At 58.4% G+C, this 20,676-nt stretch carries 19 protein-coding genes; 1 reads left to right on the plus strand and 18 read right to left on the minus strand.

The genetic code is table 11. The features are described from left to right. Nucleotides 1-46: 46 nt before the first annotated feature. The 4 genes from rarD to J3P95_RS25240 form a co-directional block, all read right to left on the minus strand. A complete protein-coding gene (gene rarD, locus J3P95_RS25225) occupies nucleotides 47-976 on the minus strand; it encodes an EamA family transporter RarD (RefSeq protein ID WP_434579267.1) in 930 nt (309 codons plus the stop codon). Continuing rightward, on the minus strand, nucleotides 973-1,719 hold the full coding sequence (locus J3P95_RS25230) for an iron-containing redox enzyme family protein (protein ID WP_434559672.1): 747 nt from the start codon (nucleotides 1,717-1,719) through the stop codon (nucleotides 973-975). Before J3P95_RS25230 ends, rarD begins: the two co-directional genes overlap by 4 nt. Nucleotides 1,720-1,801: 82 nt before the next feature. Then, nucleotides 1,802-2,596 (minus strand): HalD/BesD family halogenase, encoded by a 795-nt coding sequence (locus J3P95_RS25235; RefSeq protein ID WP_434559674.1) that lies wholly within the window; start codon nucleotides 2,594-2,596, stop codon nucleotides 1,802-1,804. Continuing rightward, the gene (locus tag J3P95_RS25240; RefSeq protein WP_434559676.1) at nucleotides 2,597-3,880 is read right to left on the minus strand and encodes a cation:proton antiporter domain-containing protein; all 1,284 of its coding nucleotides are present in this window, start codon (nucleotides 3,878-3,880) and stop codon (nucleotides 2,597-2,599) included. 327 nt (nucleotides 3,881-4,207) lie between these two features. Here J3P95_RS25240 and ftrA point away from each other — a divergent pair, with 327 nt between their 5' ends. After that, nucleotides 4,208-5,203: a transcriptional regulator FtrA gene (gene ftrA, locus J3P95_RS25245; RefSeq protein ID WP_434581323.1), complete on the plus strand. Its 996-nt coding sequence runs from the start codon at nucleotides 4,208-4,210 to the stop codon at nucleotides 5,201-5,203. Between the two features lie 6 nt (nucleotides 5,204-5,209). Here ftrA and nudK read toward each other — a convergent pair whose 3' ends face one another. From nudK to J3P95_RS25315, 14 genes are all read right to left on the minus strand, one after another. Beyond that, entirely contained in the window at nucleotides 5,210-5,806 is a 597-nt protein-coding gene (nudK, locus tag J3P95_RS25250; protein ID WP_434559678.1) for a GDP-mannose pyrophosphatase NudK, read from the minus strand. Nucleotides 5,807-5,858: 52 nt separating this feature from the next. Further along, nucleotides 5,859-7,289 carry an FAD-binding oxidoreductase gene (locus J3P95_RS25255; protein ID WP_434579265.1) on the minus strand — a complete coding sequence of 477 codons (1,431 nt, stop codon included), beginning with the start codon at nucleotides 7,287-7,289 and terminating at the stop codon, nucleotides 5,859-5,861. Between the two features lie 156 nt (nucleotides 7,290-7,445). Further along, nucleotides 7,446-8,966, minus strand: coding sequence for a tripartite tricarboxylate transporter permease (locus J3P95_RS25260; RefSeq protein WP_434559682.1), 1,521 nt, complete (start codon nucleotides 8,964-8,966; stop codon nucleotides 7,446-7,448). A gap of 9 nt (nucleotides 8,967-8,975) precedes the next feature. Continuing rightward, nucleotides 8,976-9,449 carry a tripartite tricarboxylate transporter TctB family protein gene (locus tag J3P95_RS25265; protein ID WP_434559684.1) on the minus strand — a complete coding sequence of 158 codons (474 nt, stop codon included), beginning with the start codon at nucleotides 9,447-9,449 and terminating at the stop codon, nucleotides 8,976-8,978. Nucleotides 9,450-9,528: 79 nt separating this feature from the next. Further along, a complete protein-coding gene (locus J3P95_RS25270; protein ID WP_434559686.1) occupies nucleotides 9,529-10,500 on the minus strand; it encodes a tripartite tricarboxylate transporter substrate binding protein in 972 nt (323 codons plus the stop codon). 517 nt (nucleotides 10,501-11,017) lie between these two features. Then, entirely contained in the window at nucleotides 11,018-12,850 is a 1,833-nt protein-coding gene (gene glmS / locus J3P95_RS25275; protein WP_434559688.1) for a glutamine--fructose-6-phosphate transaminase (isomerizing), read from the minus strand. Nucleotide 12,851: 1 nt separating this feature from the next. Beyond that, on the minus strand, nucleotides 12,852-13,628 hold the full coding sequence (locus J3P95_RS25280) for a DeoR/GlpR family DNA-binding transcription regulator (protein WP_434559690.1): 777 nt from the start codon (nucleotides 13,626-13,628) through the stop codon (nucleotides 12,852-12,854). 146 nt (nucleotides 13,629-13,774) lie between these two features. Then, nucleotides 13,775-15,142 (minus strand): bifunctional UDP-N-acetylglucosamine diphosphorylase/glucosamine-1-phosphate N-acetyltransferase GlmU, encoded by a 1,368-nt coding sequence (glmU, locus tag J3P95_RS25285; protein ID WP_434579262.1) that lies wholly within the window; start codon nucleotides 15,140-15,142, stop codon nucleotides 13,775-13,777. A 115-nt stretch (nucleotides 15,143-15,257) separates the two neighbouring features. Next, complete coding sequence (locus J3P95_RS25290; protein WP_434559694.1) at nucleotides 15,258-15,683, minus strand: F0F1 ATP synthase subunit epsilon; 426 nt, start codon at nucleotides 15,681-15,683, stop codon at nucleotides 15,258-15,260. Between the two features lie 44 nt (nucleotides 15,684-15,727). Further along, on the minus strand, nucleotides 15,728-17,104 hold the full coding sequence (atpD, locus tag J3P95_RS25295) for a F0F1 ATP synthase subunit beta (RefSeq protein ID WP_186611300.1): 1,377 nt from the start codon (nucleotides 17,102-17,104) through the stop codon (nucleotides 15,728-15,730). A gap of 27 nt (nucleotides 17,105-17,131) precedes the next feature. Beyond that, nucleotides 17,132-17,992, minus strand: coding sequence for a F0F1 ATP synthase subunit gamma (gene atpG, locus J3P95_RS25300; protein WP_186611299.1), 861 nt, complete (start codon nucleotides 17,990-17,992; stop codon nucleotides 17,132-17,134). A 50-nt stretch (nucleotides 17,993-18,042) separates the two neighbouring features. Beyond that, nucleotides 18,043-19,587: a F0F1 ATP synthase subunit alpha gene (gene atpA / locus J3P95_RS25305; protein WP_434559696.1), complete on the minus strand. Its 1,545-nt coding sequence runs from the start codon at nucleotides 19,585-19,587 to the stop codon at nucleotides 18,043-18,045. A gap of 21 nt (nucleotides 19,588-19,608) precedes the next feature. Beyond that, on the minus strand, nucleotides 19,609-20,145 hold the full coding sequence (locus J3P95_RS25310; RefSeq protein ID WP_003187192.1) for a F0F1 ATP synthase subunit delta: 537 nt from the start codon (nucleotides 20,143-20,145) through the stop codon (nucleotides 19,609-19,611). Between the two features lie 12 nt (nucleotides 20,146-20,157). After that, a complete protein-coding gene (locus J3P95_RS25315) occupies nucleotides 20,158-20,628 on the minus strand; it encodes a F0F1 ATP synthase subunit B (RefSeq protein ID WP_047230097.1) in 471 nt (156 codons plus the stop codon). Nucleotides 20,629-20,676: the final 48 nt, after the last annotated feature.

The following is a 20,676-nucleotide window of genomic DNA, read 5'->3' on the forward strand; positions in this document are numbered from 1 at the left end:
TATCCTGAAAAACCCACGCCGTTTCTAGGCGGCGCGGGCGGGTAGGTCATGCCGTACGCATTTGCACGGACAATCTGGCGGCTGCCGCTGCACGCTGGACCCGAATGGAATTCAACGTGAACAACGCAAGCGCCAGCCAGATGAACGAGAACGCCGCCAGTTTCAACGACGAGACCGGTTCACCATAAACGAATGCCGCCAACAGGAAGTTGCAAATTGGCGGGACGAACTGCAAAAAGCCCAGCGTGATCATCGACAACTGCTTGGCCGCCAAGCTGTACCACCACAACGGCAGCACCGTGATCAGGCCCGTCGCGACCAGCAGCAGGTCGCGGGTGCCCGATTGCAGGAACTGGTGCCCCACGCCCTGGGCCTGCGCCAGCAGCAGGAACAGCGCCGCAAACGGCAGCAGCACGGCGATCTCGAGGGTTTGGATGACCACCGGATCGCCAGGTACTTTCTTCTTGAAGATGCCGTAGAAGGAATAGCAGAAACCAATGACCAGTGCGATCCACGGGAAGGAATGCAGGTTCAGCAGTTCGAACGCCATCAATGTCACACCGGTGACGGCCAGGAAGATCGCCCAGGTCTGCAATGAAGTGAGGCGTTCCTTGAAGATCACCCGCGACACCAGCATGCTCATGATCGGGCTAAGGAAATAGCCGAAAGCCACCTCCAGCACGCGCCCCGTCATAATCCCGTAGATGTACATCAACCACCACAGCCCCAACACGGCGGACACGGTAAGCACATTGACCGGGCGAACCGTCTTGAGGGTCGAACGCAACGTTCCTACCCGCGCGGTCAGGAGTACGAGCGCCAAGAGAAACAACTCGGCGAACACGACCCGCCAAGACAGCAGGTGGTAGGCATCGAGCCCAGCCAGCGGCTTGTACCACAGCGGATACGAGCCCCAGAGCAGCGTGGCGCCGAGACCGAAGGCGACGCCTTGTCCGGATTCGTTCTTGGCGGTCATTGGCGTCCTCCAACGTTGAGTTTGCGCTCGATGCCATCCCAGTAAACTTCCATCAGGTGCAAGTACTGTTCAATCCCTTCAGCGAACAGACGACGTTCTTGCGGCGTTTGCAGATGCTTTTCCATGACGTTGAACACTGCGTTGGAATGGCCAACCTCCACTTCCATGTGCAGCGTCCAGAAGAACCGCCCGCGTTCGCTGACGCCTTCCTTGATCAATCCATCGTTGTACTTGGAAACCATCGATGCCGACATCGCCTCGTCCGCGAACAAACCGCCCAGGGCCTTTTGCAGCGGCGGTTTGCTGTAGAGCGCGCAAATGCCATCGTTCAATGCCTGGGTGCTGGGCAGGCACTTGTAGGCTTCGATCTGCTCCTCGCTGATGCCCTTGTCGTGCAGGAACTTGCGGTACAGGTCGGAATGGGAATGGGTTTCGCCCAGTTCGTCACGAGCATTGAAGGCGATAGTGCGCAGCACTGCCTCGTCACGGGTGATGGTGGAAATCCCACAGACGTAGAACGGCAGGTATTTGAAGTAATGCAGGGTTTCCAAGTACAGCACCTTGCTGTGCTCCGGCGGCAGGCCGTGCTCGGCGTAGGCATTGAGAAACGGGTGTTCGGTCGCCCGATGTTTGAGGATGTATTCGATCTGCTCATCCATGAACAACTTGAGTTCCAGATCGACGCCTTCGTTGCGCACGACGTAGGCGCTTTCGGATTGAAACGTTTCTTGAGTGATGGACATGGCCTGCTTCCTTGAGCCCCGGGGGCAACGTTGATTCGATAGATAAAACCGGGCGGACACCCATCCGCCCAGCCGTTCGCCGTCAAGCTTCTTCGGTGGTCCTGGCCTTGGTGTCCCAGATCACTTCGATGCTCTCGTGGGCGACATCGGTTCGCCGGTCATGGGCACTGGCCCAGCACGTGTTGAGAATGATCCGAGTGGTTTCCTGCTGGATCGGCACGACGTGGTGCAACGTGGTATCGGACTTGAGGAAATACACATCACCCTTGAGGTGGTGGTAGGACTTGATCGGGTTGTTGAGGATGTACTGCCAGATCTGCGGGTTCTGCTTGTCCCATTCACTGTGGGGCACGCATTGGAGCACGCCGCCGATCGCCGGGTCCTCGGGCGCCTCGATGATCCAGATCATCGTGTACGGGTAATCGCCCCAATGCCAGCCGTGGGTATCGCCCGGATGGCTCAGCTTGGTGATCAGGTATTGCTCTTGCTCCCAGCAAGAGGCCAAGTCATCGCCGGCAATGTTGCCCAGGAAATGACGCAGTGACTCGGATTGATAAAGCGCAGGAATGAACGTCCCGCCCTCGGCGATTTCCGGTTGATTGACGTTGTACATCTTGCGATAGGTATTACCCGTGGACGGAACCGTAACATCGCGACGTACCGAATATTCATCGAGTAAGGCATGAACCTCGGCATGAACGTTTTCCAAGATCCTTTTCGGTAGGAAAGAAAAGTTCTTGAAGTTGAAATAACCGTCGCGGCGGAATTCGTTGCGAATCTGCTTCATCCGGTTTTCATCTTGCAAAATGCTCTGGAAATGCTTGGCCAGTTGTTGCTCCATTACTTCAATAACCAAGCTGGACGTTTGTTCGCTCATTTATCGCTCCATTCCATTGTTATCGGTCGGTGTTACAAATCCGTGGGGTGGCGACGCTCTTGGAATTGACAGAGTGCCCATGGGGATAACTTTCTTTTTGTGCAAATTCATCAGCGGCCCGGTCATCAGCGTCGTGACGATGGTCATGACCACCAAGGCGGTAAACAACTCACTTGCGATGATTCCCATGTCCAGGCCGATCTTGAGCACGACCAGCTCCATTAACCCGCGGGTGTTCATCAGGGCACCGATGGTCAGCGACGTCGACCAGGTGCATCCCACCAACCGGGCGCCCAGGGCGCTACCCGCAACCTTTGCGGTGATGGCCACCAGCAGGATCACCAGCAGCACCCAGACACCCAGGCCGGTAAACGCCGACGAGGTGGTGCTCAGGCCTGCAAGAGCGAAGAAACAGGGCATCAGTATGATCAGCGATACGTGCTCCAACCGTTCGATGATCATGTCCAGCAAGCGCTGTTCCCGCGGCACACACAGGCCGAACAGGAAGGCACCAAACACCGCATGCACTTGCAACGCGTGAGTCAGGCTGCCGTAGATCATCACGCCGGCCAGCAATGCCACCAGCACCACCGGTTGCGCGAATTTTCCTTCCGCGGCGAGCCAGCGGCTCAACAGCGGCTTGAGCACCAGGAACGAAAACACCACCAGCAACACCAGACAGGCACCCCGGACGACCAAGGCCATCCAGTTGCTGTCATGACCATTCACCATGGCGACGGCGGCAATCAGCATCCACGCGACCACGTCGCTCATGGCTGCGGCCAGCAAGGCGATCGCACCGACTTGCGTACCAAGCATGCCGCGTTCCTTGAGGATCCGCGCCAGTACCGGAAAAGCGGTGACAGAAAACACGGTGCCTATGAACAGGACGAAACCCAACCGGGGGGTCTCAGGTGTGGCGAAATGCTCGAACAGCCACGGCGCTATCGCGGCGCCAAGAGAGAAAGGAATAACAATGCTGAAGGCGCCGATGACGATGGCCTTGAAGCCAGTCTTGCTCTGTTTCAATGGGAATCGAAACTCGGCGCCGATGACGAACATGAATAACAAGATACCCAACTCGCTCAGGACTTTGAGCTGGGTGATAGCGCTACTGTCGAATAACCGTTGATGAAAGGCGGGAAACAGCTGACCCAGTACAACCGGGCCCAACACAAAACCCGCGATCATTTCTCCAACAACCTGAGGCTGTCCCAAGCGATTGAACACAGCCCCCAGGAGTTTTGCTGACAACATGACAAACACTATCTGGATCAGCAACATAGTCCATTCCCTTACAACGTCCAGGTTAATCCGGGTATCACTACAACTCCTCGACACCGCTAATATCCATTAGCAGCGTCCTTTAACAGAACTCAATCTAATACGCACACTTCAGCAATCCGCACGAATCGTTTTCTGTTGAAGCAGGAATAAATCTGGAAGTGACAATCTTCTACCGATGCGATGGGGTGGGGTACCGGTAATGCGGCAGTCACCTTTGTGGGGTGCAGCCGTCTTGGTTTCGTTGATTGCCTGGCAGCGATTGTAGGGGCATGGGACTGTCCGCTACAGTGCAGCAGACGACAATAAACGGTGAAATTACGCCAAATGCATGCTCATCCCGGAACAGTGGCAATCCTCGTTTATGAGGGCCTTTGCGTATTCGAATTCGGTATCGCCCTGGAGATATTCGGGCTACCCCGCCCGGAACTGGACGTGCCTTGGTATACCCACCGCATCGTCGCTGTCGACAAGGGACCAATGCATGCGTTGGGAGGATTGCAGATCAGCGTCGACGCAGGTCTCGAGGAGCTTGAGACCGCACAGACCATCATCGTTCCCGGTTGGCGCAATCGTTACGAGCCGCCCCCCGAAGCGCTGTTGCAAGCCCTTAGAAGAGCCCACGCTCGCGGCGCACGCTTGCTGTCTATCTGCTCGGGGGTGTTCGTACTGGCCGCCACCGGGCTGCTCGATGGCGAAACCGTAACCACTCACTGGCAATTTTCCAAGGAACTGGCCGAACGATTCCCCAACATCAAGGTTGACCCTAATGTGCTTTACGTCGATTCAGGCCAGTTGATCACTTCTGCCGGAAGCGCCGCCGGGATCGACGCCTGCCTGCACTTGATCGCCCGGGATTTCGGCACGCACATCGCTAACTCGGTGGCCCGACGCCTGGTCATGGCGCCGCAACGAACCGGCGGTCAGTCTCAATTCATCGTCGCCCCGGTGTGCAAGTCACCGCGCAACGAGCTGACGCGAGTGCTGCAATGGATTCGCGAGAACCTGGAGCAACCGTTGAGCGTGGCTGACATGGCCGCGCGCGTTGCCATGAGCGAGCGCACCTTTTTGCGCCGTTTCATTGAGACCACGGGACTCTCGCCCAAGGTCTGGCTGCAGCAGGAACGGCTGAACCGGGCGCGGGAGCTGCTGGAAAGCACCGACCAGAACACCACTGGCATCGCACACGCCTGTGGATACCGCTCGGTGGAAAGTTTTCGAGCGGCCTTTCGCAATGCGGTGGGGCTGGCTCCGTCCGCCTACCGTGAACGGTTCGGTAGCGGCGAGGCCGGCAAACAGGCTGCATGGATCGCCAATTGCTGATCCCGGTTATTCCAGCAACCGATGCAGCTTGGCGTACTGCAGCAACATGATGGTCTTGCCGTCGCAGATCTCCCCGGTTTCGATCATTTCCAAGGCTTGGTCCAAGGGCATTTCCAGCACCTCGATCTCCTCGCCCTCGGACTCAAGCCCGCCACCTTCGTGCTGTCTGTCTTCATCGAAATATTCGCCGACGAAAAAATGCACACGCTCGGTCACTGAACCCGGACTCATGAAGGCTTCGAACACCTTGCGCACGTCTTGGACGATGTAGCCGGTTTCTTCCTCGGTTTCCTTGCGGATACAGGTCTGTGGGTCATCGTTGTCCAGCAGACCGGCGCAGGTTTCGATCAGCAGGCCGTCGTGCCCGTTGACGAATGCCGGGAAGCGGAACTGCCGGGTCAACACCACGGTTTGCTTGGCCTTGCTGTAAAGCAGGATGGTCGCGCCGTTGCCGCGGTCATAGGTCTCGCGCGTCAGCTCACGCCATTGGCCATTGCGGCCGAGGTAGTCATAGGTGGTCTTGCGCAGGATGTACCAGTTGTCCGAGAGGACTTCTACGTTCTTGATACGCACGCGTTCTTTGGTGGCGGTTACCTGGGTCATCACCCACTCCTTGTCCGGTATTCGAGCGGGAGGCTAGCAGAGGCCGACTCGATCACTCCAGCGCAGTGGCGAAGACCTTACCAGGGTTCATTAACCCAGCGGGGTCCAGCGTGCGTTTGATGGCACGCATCAATTCGATCTCCAGTGGATCCTTGAAGCGAGCCGCCGCGTCAGGCTTGGCTTGTCCCAGCCCATGCTCGGCACTGATGCTGCCATTGAAAGCGCTCGTCATCCGGTAGATGACCTGCATGATCGCCTGCTCCCCGGCCTTGAACGAAGCGTCCGTGTCGCCGAGCGGTTTGCTGATGTTGTAGTGCAGGTTGCCGTCGCCCATGTGCCCATAAGAAACAATGCGCACGCCCGGAAAGTCCTGTTGTAGCGCGCTGTCGGTGCGCTCGATGAATTCCGGTATCCGACTCACGGGCACGCTGATGTCGTGCTTGAGGCTCGGGCCTTCATGATTCTGCGCCTCGGAAATCCCTTCGCGCAGCGCCCACAGCGCCGCAGCCTGCGCCTGGCTGCTGGCGAGCACCGCATCGGTGACCCAACCCTGTTCAAAGGCGTGAGCCAGGCCGTTTTCAAGCAAAAGCGCCAACGGCGCGTCCGGCACGGTGTCACGCAGTTCAATCAAGGCGTACCAGGGATGCTTCGCTTCCAGCGGATCAGTGCAGCCGGCCACATGATCCAGGACGAAATCCAGGCTTTGGCGCGACATCATCTCGAAGCCCGTCAGACGATCCGCACACAGGCTGCGGACATGGCCGATCAAGTCCACCGCTGCCTGTGGCGAAGGCAGCGCGACCCAGGCAGTCGCGGTGCTGTGGGTGGCCGGGAACAGTTTGAGCACCGCCGCCGTGATGATGCCGAGCGTGCCCTCCGAGCCGATGAATAGATGCTTGAGATCGTAACCGGTATTGTCTTTGCGCAAGCCGCGCAACCCATTCCAGACGCGACCGTCAGGCAGCACCACTTCCAGGCCAAGGGTCAGCTCACGCATGTTGCCGTAACGCAGCACAGCCGTGCCGCCGGCATTGGTCGCCAGATTGCCGCCGACCGTACAACTGCCCTCCGCACCCAGCGACAGCGGGAACAAGCGACCGGCCTGGCTGGCGGCGTCCTGCAATTGCTGCAAGATAACACCGGCCTCGACCGTGATGGTTTCATTGGCCAAGTCGATCTCACGGATGCGTTTCATCCGGGTCAAGGACAGCACCACCTGGTTGCCTGAGGTGTCAGGGATCGATCCGCCACACAAGCCCGTATTGCCACCCTGCGGCACCAAGGCAATCTGGGCGTAATGGCAGATGCGTACAACCTCAGCCACTTCTTCGGTGGTGGCCGGGCGCACCACCAGGGCAGCTTGGCCCTGGTAGGCGTTACGCCAGTCGGTCAGATAGCCGCGCATCAGCTCAGGATCACGCACCAACCCGATCAGCCCGACCACCTGCTCGATGCGCTGGATGACATCATGGTTCAACGACATGCCTCTCTCCTCAATCAGCTGACGGACGCTGCCAGGACTCAGCCTTGCTCATCGTCCAGCCAGCCATTTGCTCGTTTGCAGCGATACGTGGCGATCCGGCTCGGCTGCTGCAACACCTGTCGCGTTGCAGCAGCGAATGCGGACGAATGCAGGGGGCTAGCTGCGCATCAATTCGATAGCAGCACTTTTCCTGTTGCGGATGACCGTCACCAAGTGCCAGGAGATGGACGCGGCGGCCAGAACGAGGAAGCCCGCGGAGATGGGGTTGGTCAGGAAACCACTGAAGTTGCCATCGGACAGCATCAAGCCACGGCGCAAGTTGGTTTCCGCCATCGGGCCGAGGATGAAACCGATGATGAAGGGTGCGATCGGCAAACCGGCTTTGACGAACCCGTACCCCAGCAAGCCAAACAGCAGCACCGCCCAGACGTCAAAGATCCGGCTGTTCAGGCCAAAAGCGCCCACCACGCAGAGCACCAGGATAATCGGCAACAGAATGTGCTTGGGCACCGCCAACAGTTTGATGAACATGCGCAGGCCGTAGAACTCGAGCACCAGCATCAGCACGGAAGCGAGGATCAGCGCGGCGAAAATCGTGTAGACCAGCGGCGCCTGGCTGATGAACAGCAAAGGCCCAGGCTGGATGCCGTGGATCATGAAACCGCCCAGCATCACCGCCGTGGTGGTATCGCCAGGAATGCCCAGCGTCAGCAACGGAATCATCGCGCCGCCGATGCCGGCATTGTTGGCCGTCTCGCTGGCGACCACGCCGTCGATCTTGCCTTTGCCGAACTCCTCAGGCGTTTTGGAACGTTTCTTGGCAACGATATAAGAGACGATATTCGACGTACCAGCACCGATGCCGGGCAGGATACCAATGCCCAGGCCGATCAAGGATGAACGGGTGGCGTTGGGCAGTTGACCGACAAACTCCTTCATCGAAAAACCGAAACCTTTCACGCCTTTCATGCTGACGTGCTGGGGTTTGGCCCGGTGGCTCAGGCGTGCACTTTCAGCGAACTTCAGCACCTCGGAGACCGCAAACATACCAATCATGACGGTCAGCATGGCGAAGCCGCCATTGAGGCTCGGCAGGTCAAAGGTAAAGCGGCGGATGGCCTCGACCGGGGCGATGCCCACGGTGGAGAAGGCGAAGCCCAGGGCGCCGGCAAACAAGCCTTTGACCAGCGAGCCGGTGGACAGCGTGGCGATCAACGTCAACGAGAATATCGCGATGGAAAAGTATTCGTGCGGACCGAAGCTCAGGGCTAGATCCGCCAGGATCGGCGCGATGAACATGAGTGCGGCGATACTGAAAATCGTGCCCAGAAACGAGAACACCACGCCAATCCCAAGGGCCTTGACGCCATGGCCTTGTTTCATCAGCGGCCAACCATCGAATGTCGTCGCGATGGAGGCCGGCGTTCCCGGTATGTTGAGCAATATCGCCGATATCAACCCTCCCGAGGTCGCGCCGACAAACAGCGCGACCAGCAGTGCCAGGCCAGGACCTGGTCCCATCGAATACGTCAGCGGCAAGCACAGTGCGATCGCCATGGTGGCCGAGAGCCCGGGCACGGCGCCAAAAACGATCCCCACCGCAACACCGAGGGTGATCAGCAGAAAAACGTAGGGTGTAAGTACGGCCGCGAAGCCTGTTTGCATGAGTTCAATCATGGCTGCCCCCTAGAAATCCAATAAACCGACAGGCAGGAGCAAGTCGAAGCCATGGCGAAAGATGTAAAAAATCAGAACTGCCGAGACGACCGCAATCAGCGCGTACTGGAGGTGCTTGACCTTTTGTTCCGCCGGGGTGAGTACGATGAACTGGGCATAGAGATAAAGCACGGTCATGATCACGAAGCCCACGGGCTCCAGCAGCGCTGTGAAAAGCAGCACCAATGCCAGGGACTTGAAGACCGTCGGATAGTCAATCGACTCGGACTTTTCCGCGGGCTCGGCACTTTTGTTCGGCAGCTTTCGCCACGCCCACAATTGCAACGCGCCCAACAGGCACAATGAAACGGCGAGAATCAAAGGTACAAACGCGGCATCGACGGTGCCGCGACGCGGCAGGTTCAAGGTCAACACCAGATAGGCCACCCCGGCGCCGAGCATGGCCAGGCCGACTATCAGCTCGTTTCTTTTATAGGAATCCATACAGGCTCCTCATACTGGAAAGGACTGGGCGTCGGGTGCTTGCTGCCAACGCAGCGCGCCCCGCGCCCGTTACGCAAAATTACTTGCCTTTACGCATTTCGTCCTTGAACTCCATGAAGCTGTCGCGGGTTTTGCTCAAGGTTGCGACGGCTTCTTCGGTGCCCTGGAAGCTGACCGGCTGCTTGAACGACTTCTTCAACTCCTCGGCGTATTCCGGCTGTTCGGTGATTTTCTTCATGGTGTCGGCCATTTTCTTGACGATGGCCGGGTCCGTGCCTTTCGGGAAAGCGACGACGTAAGGCTTGTCCAGAATCAGGTCCACGCCTTGCTCCTTGAAGGTCTTGACGTCGCCCAGCAGCGCGTTGCGCTCGGCGTTGGGCTGACCCAGCGCGGTCATCTTGCCGCTGGAAATGTAGTCCTGGACCGAGCCATAGCTGATGGCGCCGAGGTCAATGCGTTTGCCCAGCAAGGCGACGATTTTTTCGGACACCGTGCCGCTGTCGACCATCTTCAGTTTCACGCCGGCCAGCTTCTCGAACATCAGGCCCTGCAGGTGAGAGAAGTTGCCCATCTCGGTGCCGTAGGTGATGGTGCCGGGCTTCGCCTTGGCCTTTTCAACCAGTTGGTCGAGGCTGTCGATGCCCGAGCTTTTCGCCGAGACGAACACCGCGCCTTTGTCGACGCCAGCGATGCAGGAGATATCAAACGCATCAAAACGGTCTTCCGACAGCCCCGCGACCTCGTTGACGATCAACTGGCCGGTGTGGGTGAAGAGGATGGTATTGCCATCCGGCGCCGCGCTCTTCACCGCGTCGGCGGCAATCGTCCCGCCCCCGCCGGCCATATTGGTCACTACCATGGATTTGCCGGTGAGCTTGGTGAAGTACTTGGCCATCATGCGTGCGTTGAAGTCAGTGTCACCGCCGGCGTTGGCAATCACCACCACCTGTACCGGACGGCTTGGCCAATCGCTTGCGTCGGCGGCCATTGCCGTGCCGGCGGTCAGGCTCAGGAACGAGGCGATCAAAGAGGCGCAGAGTGTTTTCTTCATTATTGTTCTCCGGGTACAGCCATTCATTGTGGGTTAGAAGTTGAGCAAGAAACGGACACGCCCGAACGCCACGCCTGTCGAGACAGGCAAGGATGCTTGGGTGTTGAGATAGGGAAATTCGAATGTGCTTGCCAGCCCGAAAGGGGCTTGCCGAGAAATGAGGAAAGTAGCTGGGGCACTGCGTTAACGCGTGGGACCGGTGGACTGCTAAACCGCTGGGCCGCAAATGTGGGAAACATGGCTGCGCCTTTCGTTTTTATTATTTTGATGTCATACGTTGTCGTATGACTCGATATCATCACCTCTATGCCGCGTTGTCAACGCAGTTGTTCAGCCGCTCGCCATGAATACGACGAACCGGGCTAGCGACGAGTCAGGACTTAAGCTTAGTACCTGCCTGAACTGACAAATCCTTTTACGGCATGCATAAAAAAACCCCCTTGAATTCAGGGGGTTGGATTTTTACGAGGGCCTGGGCTTGACGCTACAGGCCAGATCCGTTGGCCTATGCTCTATCTCACTCAACCGTTACCGATTTCGCCAAATTACGCGGCTGGTCGACGTCAGTGCCCTTGAGCACCGCCACGTAGTACGACAATAACTGCAATGGGATGGTGTAGAGGATCGGCGAGAGGATGTCGTGGATGTGCGGCATGTGCACCACGTGGGTGCCTTCACCGTTGGTCATGCCGGCCTTTTCATCGGCGAAAACCACCAACTGGCCGCCACGGGCGCGGACTTCCTGCAAGTTGGATTTGAGCTTTTCCAGCAGCTCGTTGTTCGGCGCCACAGTGACGACCGGCATGTCGTTATCCACCAGCGCCAACGGACCGTGCTTGAGCTCACCGGCCGGGTAGGCCTCGGCGTGGATATAGGAAATTTCCTTGAGCTTGAGAGCCCCTTCCATTGCCACCGGGAATTGCGCGCCACGGCCGAGGAACAGGGTGTGGTTTTTCTCGGCGAACAGCTCGGCGATTTTTTCCACGGTGCTGTCCATCGCCAGGGCTTCGCCCAGGCGGGCCGGCAGGCGTCGCAGTTCTTCCACCAGTTTGGCCTCGACACCCTCGCCCAACGAGCCGCGTACCTGACCCAGCGACAGCGTCAGCAACAGCAGGCCCACCAGTTGCGTGGTGAACGCCTTGGTCGACGCCACACCGATCTCACGGCCGGCCTGGGTCAGCAGGGTCAGGTCGGATTCACGCACCAAGGAGCTGATGCCAACGTTGCAAATCGCCAGGCTGGCGAGGAAACCCAGCTCCTTGGCGTTACGCAGCGCGGCCAGGGTATCGGCGGTCTCGCCGGACTGGGAGATGGTCACGAACAGCGTGTCGGGCTGCACCACGACTTTGCGATAGCGGAACTCGCTCGCCACTTCGACCTGGCACGGAATGCCGGCCAGTTCTTCGAGCCAGTAACGGGCGACCATGCCGGCGTGATAGCTGGTGCCGCAGGCCACAATCTGCACATTGCGCACCTTGGCGAACAACTCGGCCGCCTGTGGCCCGAAGGCTTGAACCAATACCTGATCCTGGCTCAGGCGCCCTTCGAGGGTGCGCTGGACGACGGCAGGCTGCTCGTGGATTTCCTTGAGCATGTAATGACGGAACTCGCCTTTGTCGGCGGCTTCGGCGCCGTCGCGGTACTGGACCGTCTCCCGCTCGACTTCTTTTCCATTGATGTCCCAGATCTGCACGCTGTCGCGACGGATTTCTGCGATATCGCCTTCTTCCAAGTACATGAAGCGGTCAGTGACCTGGCGCAGCGCCAGCTGATCGGACGCCAGGAAGTTCTCCCCCAGGCCCAGGCCAATTACCAGCGGGCTGCCACTGCGGGCCGCGACCAGGCGATCCGGTTGTTTTGCGCTGATCACCGCCAGGCCGTAAGCGCCATCCAGCTCCTTGACCGTCGCCTTGAGTGCCACGGTCAGGTCAACCAGATCCTTGAGCTTATGGTTAAGCAAATGGGCAATGACTTCAGTGTCGGTGTCAGACGTAAACACATAGCCAAGCGCCTTGAGCTGTTCACGCAAGGCTTCATAGTTTTCGATGATGCCGTTGTGCACAACCGCCAGATCGTCGGAGAAATGCGGGTGGGCGTTACGCTCACACGGAGCGCCATGCGTGGCCCAACGGGTATGGGCGATACCCAGGCGACCGACCAGGGGTTGCGCTTCCAGCGCCCGTTCCAATTCACTGACCTTGCCCGGACGACGCATCCGCTCAAGCGTCTCGTCGTTGGTGAAGACCGCCACGCCCGCGCTGTCATAGCCGCGATATTCGAGACGCTTGAGACCTTCAAGCAAGATTGCAGTGATGTTGCGTTCAGCAACGGCGCCGACAATTCCACACATGCTATTTCTCCTGGCTGACAGGCGCGCAGATCAAATTTATGCCGCGGGCCTGAATCTGATCGCGTGCCTCCACGGGCAGGCGATCATCGGTAATGAGGGTATGGATGCTGCTCCACGGCAGCTCCAGATTGGGGATCTTGCGGCCGATCTTGTCGGCCTCCACCATCACGATCACTTCGCGGGCGACCTCAGCCATCACACGGCTCAGGCCCAGCAGTTCGTTGAAAGTGGTAGTGCCACGCACCAGATCGATGCCGTCGGCACCGATGAACAACTGATCGAAGTCATAGGAGCGCAGCACCTGCTCGGCGACCTGGCCCTGAAATGACTCGGAATGAGGGTCCCAGGTACCGCCGGTCATCAACAGCACCGGCTCATGCTCCAATTCGCTCAAGGCATTGGCTACGTGAAGCGAATTGGTCATCACCACCAGCCCCGGCTGTTGGCCGAGTTCAGGGATCATGGCCGCCGTGGTGCTGCCGCTGTCGATAATGATGCGCGCATGCTCGCGGATCCGCTTCACAGCAGCCCGGGCGATGGCTTGTTTGTATTTGGAGACGGTTTGGCCGTTATCGGCCACCAGTTCCTGCGGCATCGGCACGGCGCCACCGTAACGGCGCAACAGCAAACCGTTGGTTTCCAACGCGGCAAGATCCTTGCGAATCGTAACTTCGGAGGTTTCGAAGTGCTTGGCCAACTCATCCACACTGACTTCGCCCTGCTCTTGAAGCAAGGCGAGGATGTTGTGGCGGCGCTGTGGTGTGTTGCGCTTTGACATATCGGCTTAAGTTTCGATTCGAAAGATAACGTAAGCAATCAAAACCTATTGAGAGGATATCGTCAAGCCGCAAGGAGAAAAATTCAGAAATTATTGGGCCCGCATGAGAGCGGCTTCCTCGCTCCCATGCGGGGCTGTGGATAACTTTACGGCTTCTTGATCTTTTCCGGACGCTTCCAGCCATCGATGTTGCGCTGGCGTGCTCGACCCACTGCCAGTTGGGACTTATCCACATCCTGATTGATGGTCGAACCCGCAGCCGTGTTTGAGCCATCGCCTATCGTCACGGGAGCTACCAGGGAATTGTTGGAGCCGATAAATACGTCTTCTCCAATGGTCGTCCGGTACTTATTGGCGCCATCGTAGTTACAGGTGATGGTGCCGGCGCCAATGTTGGTCCGCGCGCCGATCTCAGCGTCGCCCAGATAAGTCAGGTGACCCGCTTTGGCGCCCTCGCCCATGCGGGCATTCTTTAACTCGACAAAGTTACCCACATGGGCACGGGCTTCCAGCACGGTGCCAGGACGCAGGCGTGCAAACGGGCCGGCGTCGCTGCCTTCGCCCATGACCGCGCCGTCGAGATGGCTGTTGGCCTTGATCACCACGCCTTTGCGCAGGGTGCTGTCCTTGATCACGCAGTTCGGACCAATGACCACGTCGTCTTCGATGACAACCTTGCCTTCAAGGATGACGTTGATGTCGATGACCACGTCGCGGCCGACGCTGACTTCACCACGCACATCGAAACGAGCCGGGTCGCGCAACGTCACGCCCTGGGCCATCAGGCGGCGGGCGGTGCGCAGCTGGTAGTGGCGCTCCAGCTCGGCCAATTGCCGGCGATCGTTGGCGCCCTGCACTTCCATGGCGTCCAACGGTTGCTCGGTGGCCACGACCAACCCGTCCGCCACCGCCATGGCGATGACATCGGTCAGGTAGTACTCGCCCTGGGCATTGTTGTTCGACAGACGACTCATCCAGTCGCCCAAGCGCTCGGCCGGCACGGCAAGAATCCCGGTGTTGCCCTCGGTGATCGCGCGCTGGGCCTCGTTGGCGTCCTTCTGCTCAACGATAGCGGTCACCTGGCCGGCGCCGTTGCGCACGATGCGGCCGTAGCCGGTCGGGTCATCCAGCTCGACGGTCAGCAGGCCAAGCTGCTGTGGTGCAACGTGCTTGAGCAGGCGCTGCAACGTATCGACTTCGATCAGCGGCACGTCGCCGTAGAGAATCAACACGGTATCGGCGGTAATGAACGGCACGGCCTGGGCCACCGCATGGCCAGTACCGAGTTGCTTGTCTTGCAGCACGAAATTCAGGTCATCCGCCGCCAGGCGTTCACGCACCGCATCGGCACCATGGCCGATCACCACGTGGATGCGCTGTGGATCAAGCTGCCGGGCACTGTGGATAACATGCCCCAGCATTGAATTTCCGGCGATCGGGTGCAATACCTTAGGCAGCGCCGAACGCATGCGGGTGCCTTGACCGGCCGCGAGAATAACGATTTCGAGAGACATGACTGGCTACCAATCCTGGGTGGTCAGCGGCTGCGACCAGATGATGAATGTGGGGAAAAGAAAAAAGGGTAGCCGAGGCTACCCTTTTTAATCAATCACACAAAAAGCAGACGGCTTAGCCGCCAAACTTCTTGCGGATCTGCTGGACGGTGCGCAGCTGGGCTGCAGCCTCGGCCAGACGTGCAGCAGCAGAACCGTAGTCGAAGTCTGCGCCTTTTTCGTTCAGGGCCTTCTCGGCAGCCTTGACGGCTTCCTGAGCGGAGGCTTCGTCCAGGTCGGCAGCACGTTGCACGGTGTCGGCAAGGACCTTGACCATGTTCGGCTGAACCTCGAGGAAACCACCGGAGATGTAGAACACCTCCTGATCCCCGCCCTGCTTTTTCAGCGTAATCGGACCTGGCTTCAAGCTGGTGATCAGCGGTGCGTGACCCAGGGCGATACCAAGATCACCCAGCTCACCGTGCGCAACCACAAACTCGACCAGACCGGAGAAGATTTCCCCTTCCGCACTGACGATATCGCAATGGACTGTCATAGCCATCTGATTGCCTCAACCTAATTAGCGCCCGTTGCCGGGCGCCGGGATTACAGTTTCTTGGCTTTCTCGATCGCTTCTTCGATGCCGCCGACCATGTAGAACGCTTGTTCTGGCAGGTGGTCGTAGTCACCGTTGAGGATGCCTTTGAAGCCAGCAATGGTGTCCTTCAGGGAAACGTATTTACCCGAGGCACCGGTGAAGACTTCAGCCACGAAGAACGGTTGCGACAAGAAGCGCTGGATCTTACGAGCGCGGGATACCAACTGCTTGTCGGTTTCCGACAGTTCGTCCATACCCAGGATCGCGATGATGTCCTTCAGCTCTTTGTAGCGCTGCAGCACGTACTGGACGCCGCGAGCGGTGTCGTAGTGCTCCTGGCCGATCACGTTCGGGTCCAGCTGGCGCGAAGTCGAGTCGAGTGGATCGACCGCTGGGTAAATACCCAGGGAAGCGATGTCACGGGACAGTACGACGGTGGCGTCCAAGTGGGCGAAGGTGGTCGCTGGCGACGGGTCGGTCAAGTCATCCGCAGGTACGTATACCGCTTGGATCGAAGTGATCGAACCTTCCTTGGTCGAAGTGATACGTTCTTGCAGAACGCCCATCTCTTCAGCCAGGGTCGGCTGGTAACCTACTGCCGAAGGCATACGGCCCAGCAGTGCGGATACTTCAGTACCGGCCAGGGTGTAACGGTAGATGTTGTCGACGAACAGCAGAACGTCGTTACCTTCGTCACGGAACTTCTCGGCCATGGTCAGGCCGGTCAAGGCTACGCGCAGACGGTTTCCCGGCGGCTCGTTCATCTGACCGTAGACCAGTGCCACTTTGTCCAGAACGTTGGAATCCTTCATCTCGTGGTAGAAGTCGTTACCCTCACGAGTACGCTCACCCACACCGGCGAACACGGAATAACCGCTGTGCTCGATGGCGATGTTACGGATCAGTTCCATCATGTTTACGGTCTTGCCTACACCGGCACCACCGAACAGACCGACTTTACCGCCCTTGGCGAACGGGCAAACCAGGTCGATAACCTTGATGCCGGTTTCCAGCAGGTCGTTGCCGCCTGCCTGTTCAGCGAAGGATGGCGCAGGACGGTGAATGCCCCAGCGCTCGTCGGTATCGATCGGGCCAGCTTCGTCGATCGGGTTGCCCAGTACGTCCATGATCCGGCCCAGGGTCGCTTTACCGACCGGTACGGAGATGGCAGCGCCAGAGTCGATAACGTCCAGACCGCGCTTCAAGCCTTCGGTGGAACCCATCGCAATGGTACGAACCACGCCGTCGCCCAGCTGCTGCTGAACTTCCAGGGTGGTTTCCGCGCCTTGTACTTTCAGCGCGTTGTAGATGCTCGGTACGCTGTCGCGTGGGAATTCCACGTCGATAACGGCGCCGATGATTTGAACGATACGTCCGCTACTCATAGCTGGATCCTCTGAATATTTGAACCGTTAAACCGCGGCAGCGCCGCCGACGATTTCCGAGATCTCTTGGGTGATCGCAGCCTGACGCGCCTTGTTGTAGATCAGCTGCAAATCGCTGATCAGATCACCGGCGTTGTCGGTAGCGTTTTTCATCGCGATCATCCGCGCCGCTTGTTCAGCTGCGTTGTTCTCGACCACCGCCTGGTACACCTGCGACTCCACGTAGCGGACCATCAAGCCGTCAAGCAGCTCCTTGGCATCGGGTTCGTAGAGGTAGTCCCAGTGGTGCTTGAGTTCCTGTTCCGGGGTCGCCACCAGTGGGATCAATTGCTCCACGGTTGGCTGTTGCGTCATGGTGTTGATGAACTTGTTGGATACCACGGACAGGCGGTCAATCCGGCCTTCCAGGTAAGCATCCAGCATCACCTTGACGCTGCCGATCAGGTCATTGATCGACGGTTCTTCACCCAGGTGGCTGATAGCGGCGACGACGTTACCGCCGAAGTTGCGGAAGAATGCCGCACCCTTGCTACCAATCACGCACAGATCGATCTCGACGCCTTGTTCGCGGTTTACCGCCATGTCCTTGACCAGGGCCTTGAACAGGTTGGTGTTCAAGCCACCGCACAGACCACGGTCACTGCTCACCACGACGTAACCGACGCGCTTGACGGCGCGGTCGATCATGAACGGGTGGCGATATTCCGGGTTGGCGTTGGCCAGATGACCAATCACCTGGCGGATGCGCTCCGCGTAAGGACGGCTAGCAGCCATGCGCATTTGTGCCTTGCGCATTTTGCTGACCGCCACTTTTTCCATGGCGCTGGTAATCTTTTGCGTGCTTTTGATGCTCGCAATCTTACTGCGAATCTCTTTTGCGCCTGCCATGTAACACCTATCAGGTTAGCAAGCGGGAGCCTTGCGACTCCCGCTGCGGCTTACCAGGTTTGGGTGGCCTTGAACTTCTCGATACCGGCTTTCATGCCAGCGTCGATTTCGTCATTGAAGTCACCCTTCACGTTGATCTTCGCCATCAAATCGGCGTGATCGCGGTTGAAGTAAGCAATCAGCGCTTGTTCAAAGCTGCCGACCTTGGCGATTTCGACGTCAGTCAGGAACCCACGTTCAGCGGCATACAGCGACAACGCCATGTCAGCGATCGACATAGGAGCGTATTGCTTCTGCTTCATCAGCTCGGTAACGCGCTGACCATGCTCAAGTTGCTTACGGGTCGCTTCGTCCAGGTCAGAAGCGAACTGGGCGAATGCCGCCAGTTCACGGTACTGAGCCAGAGCGGTACGGATACCACCGGAGAGCTTCTTGATGATCTTGGTCTGAGCGGCACCACCCACACGGGATACCGAAACACCGGCGTTCACAGCAGGACGGATCCCGGAGTTGAACATGGCCGATTCCAGGAAGATCTGACCGTCGGTGATGGAAATCACGTTGGTCGGAACGAACGCGGAAACGTCGCCAGCCTGGGTTTCGATGATCGGCAGTGCGGTCAGGGAACCGGTTTTGCCAGTCACTGCGCCGTTGGTGAACTTCTCTACGTACTCTTCCGAAACGCGGGATGCGCGCTCCAGCAGACGGGAGTGGAGATAGAACACGTCGCCTGGGTAAGCTTCACGGCCTGGTGGACGGCGCAGCAGCAGGGAAATCTGGCGGTAAGCCACTGCTTGCTTGGACAGATCGTCATAAACGATCAGCGCGTCTTCACCGCGGTCGCGGAAGTATTCGCCCATGGTGCAACCGGAGTACGGAGCCAGGAACTGCAGCGCAGGAGATTCCGAAGCACTGGCCGCCACGATGATCGTGTTGGCCAAGGCGCCGTTTTCTTCCAGCTTGCGAACCACGTTGGCGATGGTCGATTGCTTCTGACCAATGGCGACGTAGACACAGAAAATGCCACTGTTCTTCTGGTTGATGATCGCGTCGATCGCCAGAGCGGTTTTACCGATCTGACGGTCACCGATGATCAGCTCACGCTGGCCACGGCCGACAGGGATCATGGCATCGACAGCCTTGTAGCCAGTCTGTACAGGCTGGTCTACCGACTTACGCCAGATCACGCCTGGAGCAACTTTCTCGACCGCGTCGGTCTCGGTGTTGCCCAGTGGACCTTTGCCGTCAACAGGGTTACCCAGTGCGTCGACTACGCGGCCCAGCAGTTCCTTACCAACAGGAACCTCGAGGATGCGGCCGGTGCACTTGGCGCTCATGCCTTCAGCCAGCGATGTGTACGCGCCCAATACCACGGCACCTACAGAGTCTTGCTCCAGGTTGAGGGCCATACCGTAGACGCCGCCCGGAAACTCGATCATTTCGCCGTACATGACGTCGGCCAGACCGTGAATCCGCACGATGCCGTCAGATACGCTGACGACAGTGCCTTCGTTACGGGCTTGGGAGGTCACATCGAGCTTGTCGATGCGGCCCTTGATAATTTCACTTATTTCGGAAGGATTGAGTTGCTGCATTGCTCTGCTGCCCCTTCAAACTCAAGATTTCAATGCTTCGGCAAGTTTCGCGATTTTGCCGCGAATCGAGCCATCGATAACCAGGTCGCCGGCGCGGATGACAACGCCCCCTATCAGGGACTTGTCTTCCTCGACTTGCAGGCGCACTTCCCGGTTGAGTCGTGCACTGAGAACCTTGGCGAGTTTGTCTTGCTGTTCTTGGTTCAATGCAAAAGCACTGGTCACTTCCACGTCTACCGACTTCTCTTGCTCGGCCTTGTACAGGTCGAAAAGAGCGGCGATCTCCGGCAGAAGCGGGAGACGGTCGTTTTCGGCAACGACGTGAATGAAATTCTGTGCCTTGGCATCGAACTTGTCGCCGCACACGTCAATGAACGTGGCGGCCTTTTCTGCGCTCGTCAGTCGCGGGGCCTTGAGCACGCGCTGCATGGTGTCGTCTTGCGACACCGCTGCTGCCAGGCCGAGCATGGCTGACCAATTGGCCAGTTGCTGGTGGGCCTGAGCGTGCTCGAAGGCCGCCTTAGCGTAAGGTCGGGCCAACGTGGTCAGTTCTGCCATGATCGCCCTCGCTTAGATTTCAGCAGCCAGTTTGTTTACCAGCTCTGCGTGCGCGTTTTGATCGATTGTGGCACCCAGGATCTTCGAAGCACCGCCAACAGCCAGGGCACCCACTTGGGCACGCAAGGCGTCTTTGACGCTGTTCAGTTCCTGTTCGATCTCGGCTTGAGCCTGAGCCTTCACACGGTCAGCTTCGACGCGAGCCTGTTCACGGGCCTCGTCGACAATCTGGGTACCGCGTTTCTTGGCTTGCTCGATGATTTCAGCTGCCTGAGCTTTCGCTTCGCGCAGTTGTTGACCCACTTTCTCATGGGCCAACTCCAGGTCGCGAGCTGCTCGGCTGGCAGCGTCCAGACCATCAGCGATCTTCTTTTGACGTTCGTGCAATGCCGCAATGACCGGAGGCCATACGAACTTCATGCAGAACAGTACAAAAATCAGGAACGCAACGGACTGGCCAATCAGGGTCGCATTAATGTTCACGCCAACACCTCGCAGTTACGTTGTCCATCACACCAAATTACCCGGAAG

This window comes from Pseudomonas sp. Z5-35 (assembly GCF_051131945.1).
GTDB classification, from domain to species: domain Bacteria; phylum Pseudomonadota; class Gammaproteobacteria; order Pseudomonadales; family Pseudomonadaceae; genus Aquipseudomonas; species Aquipseudomonas marvdashtae.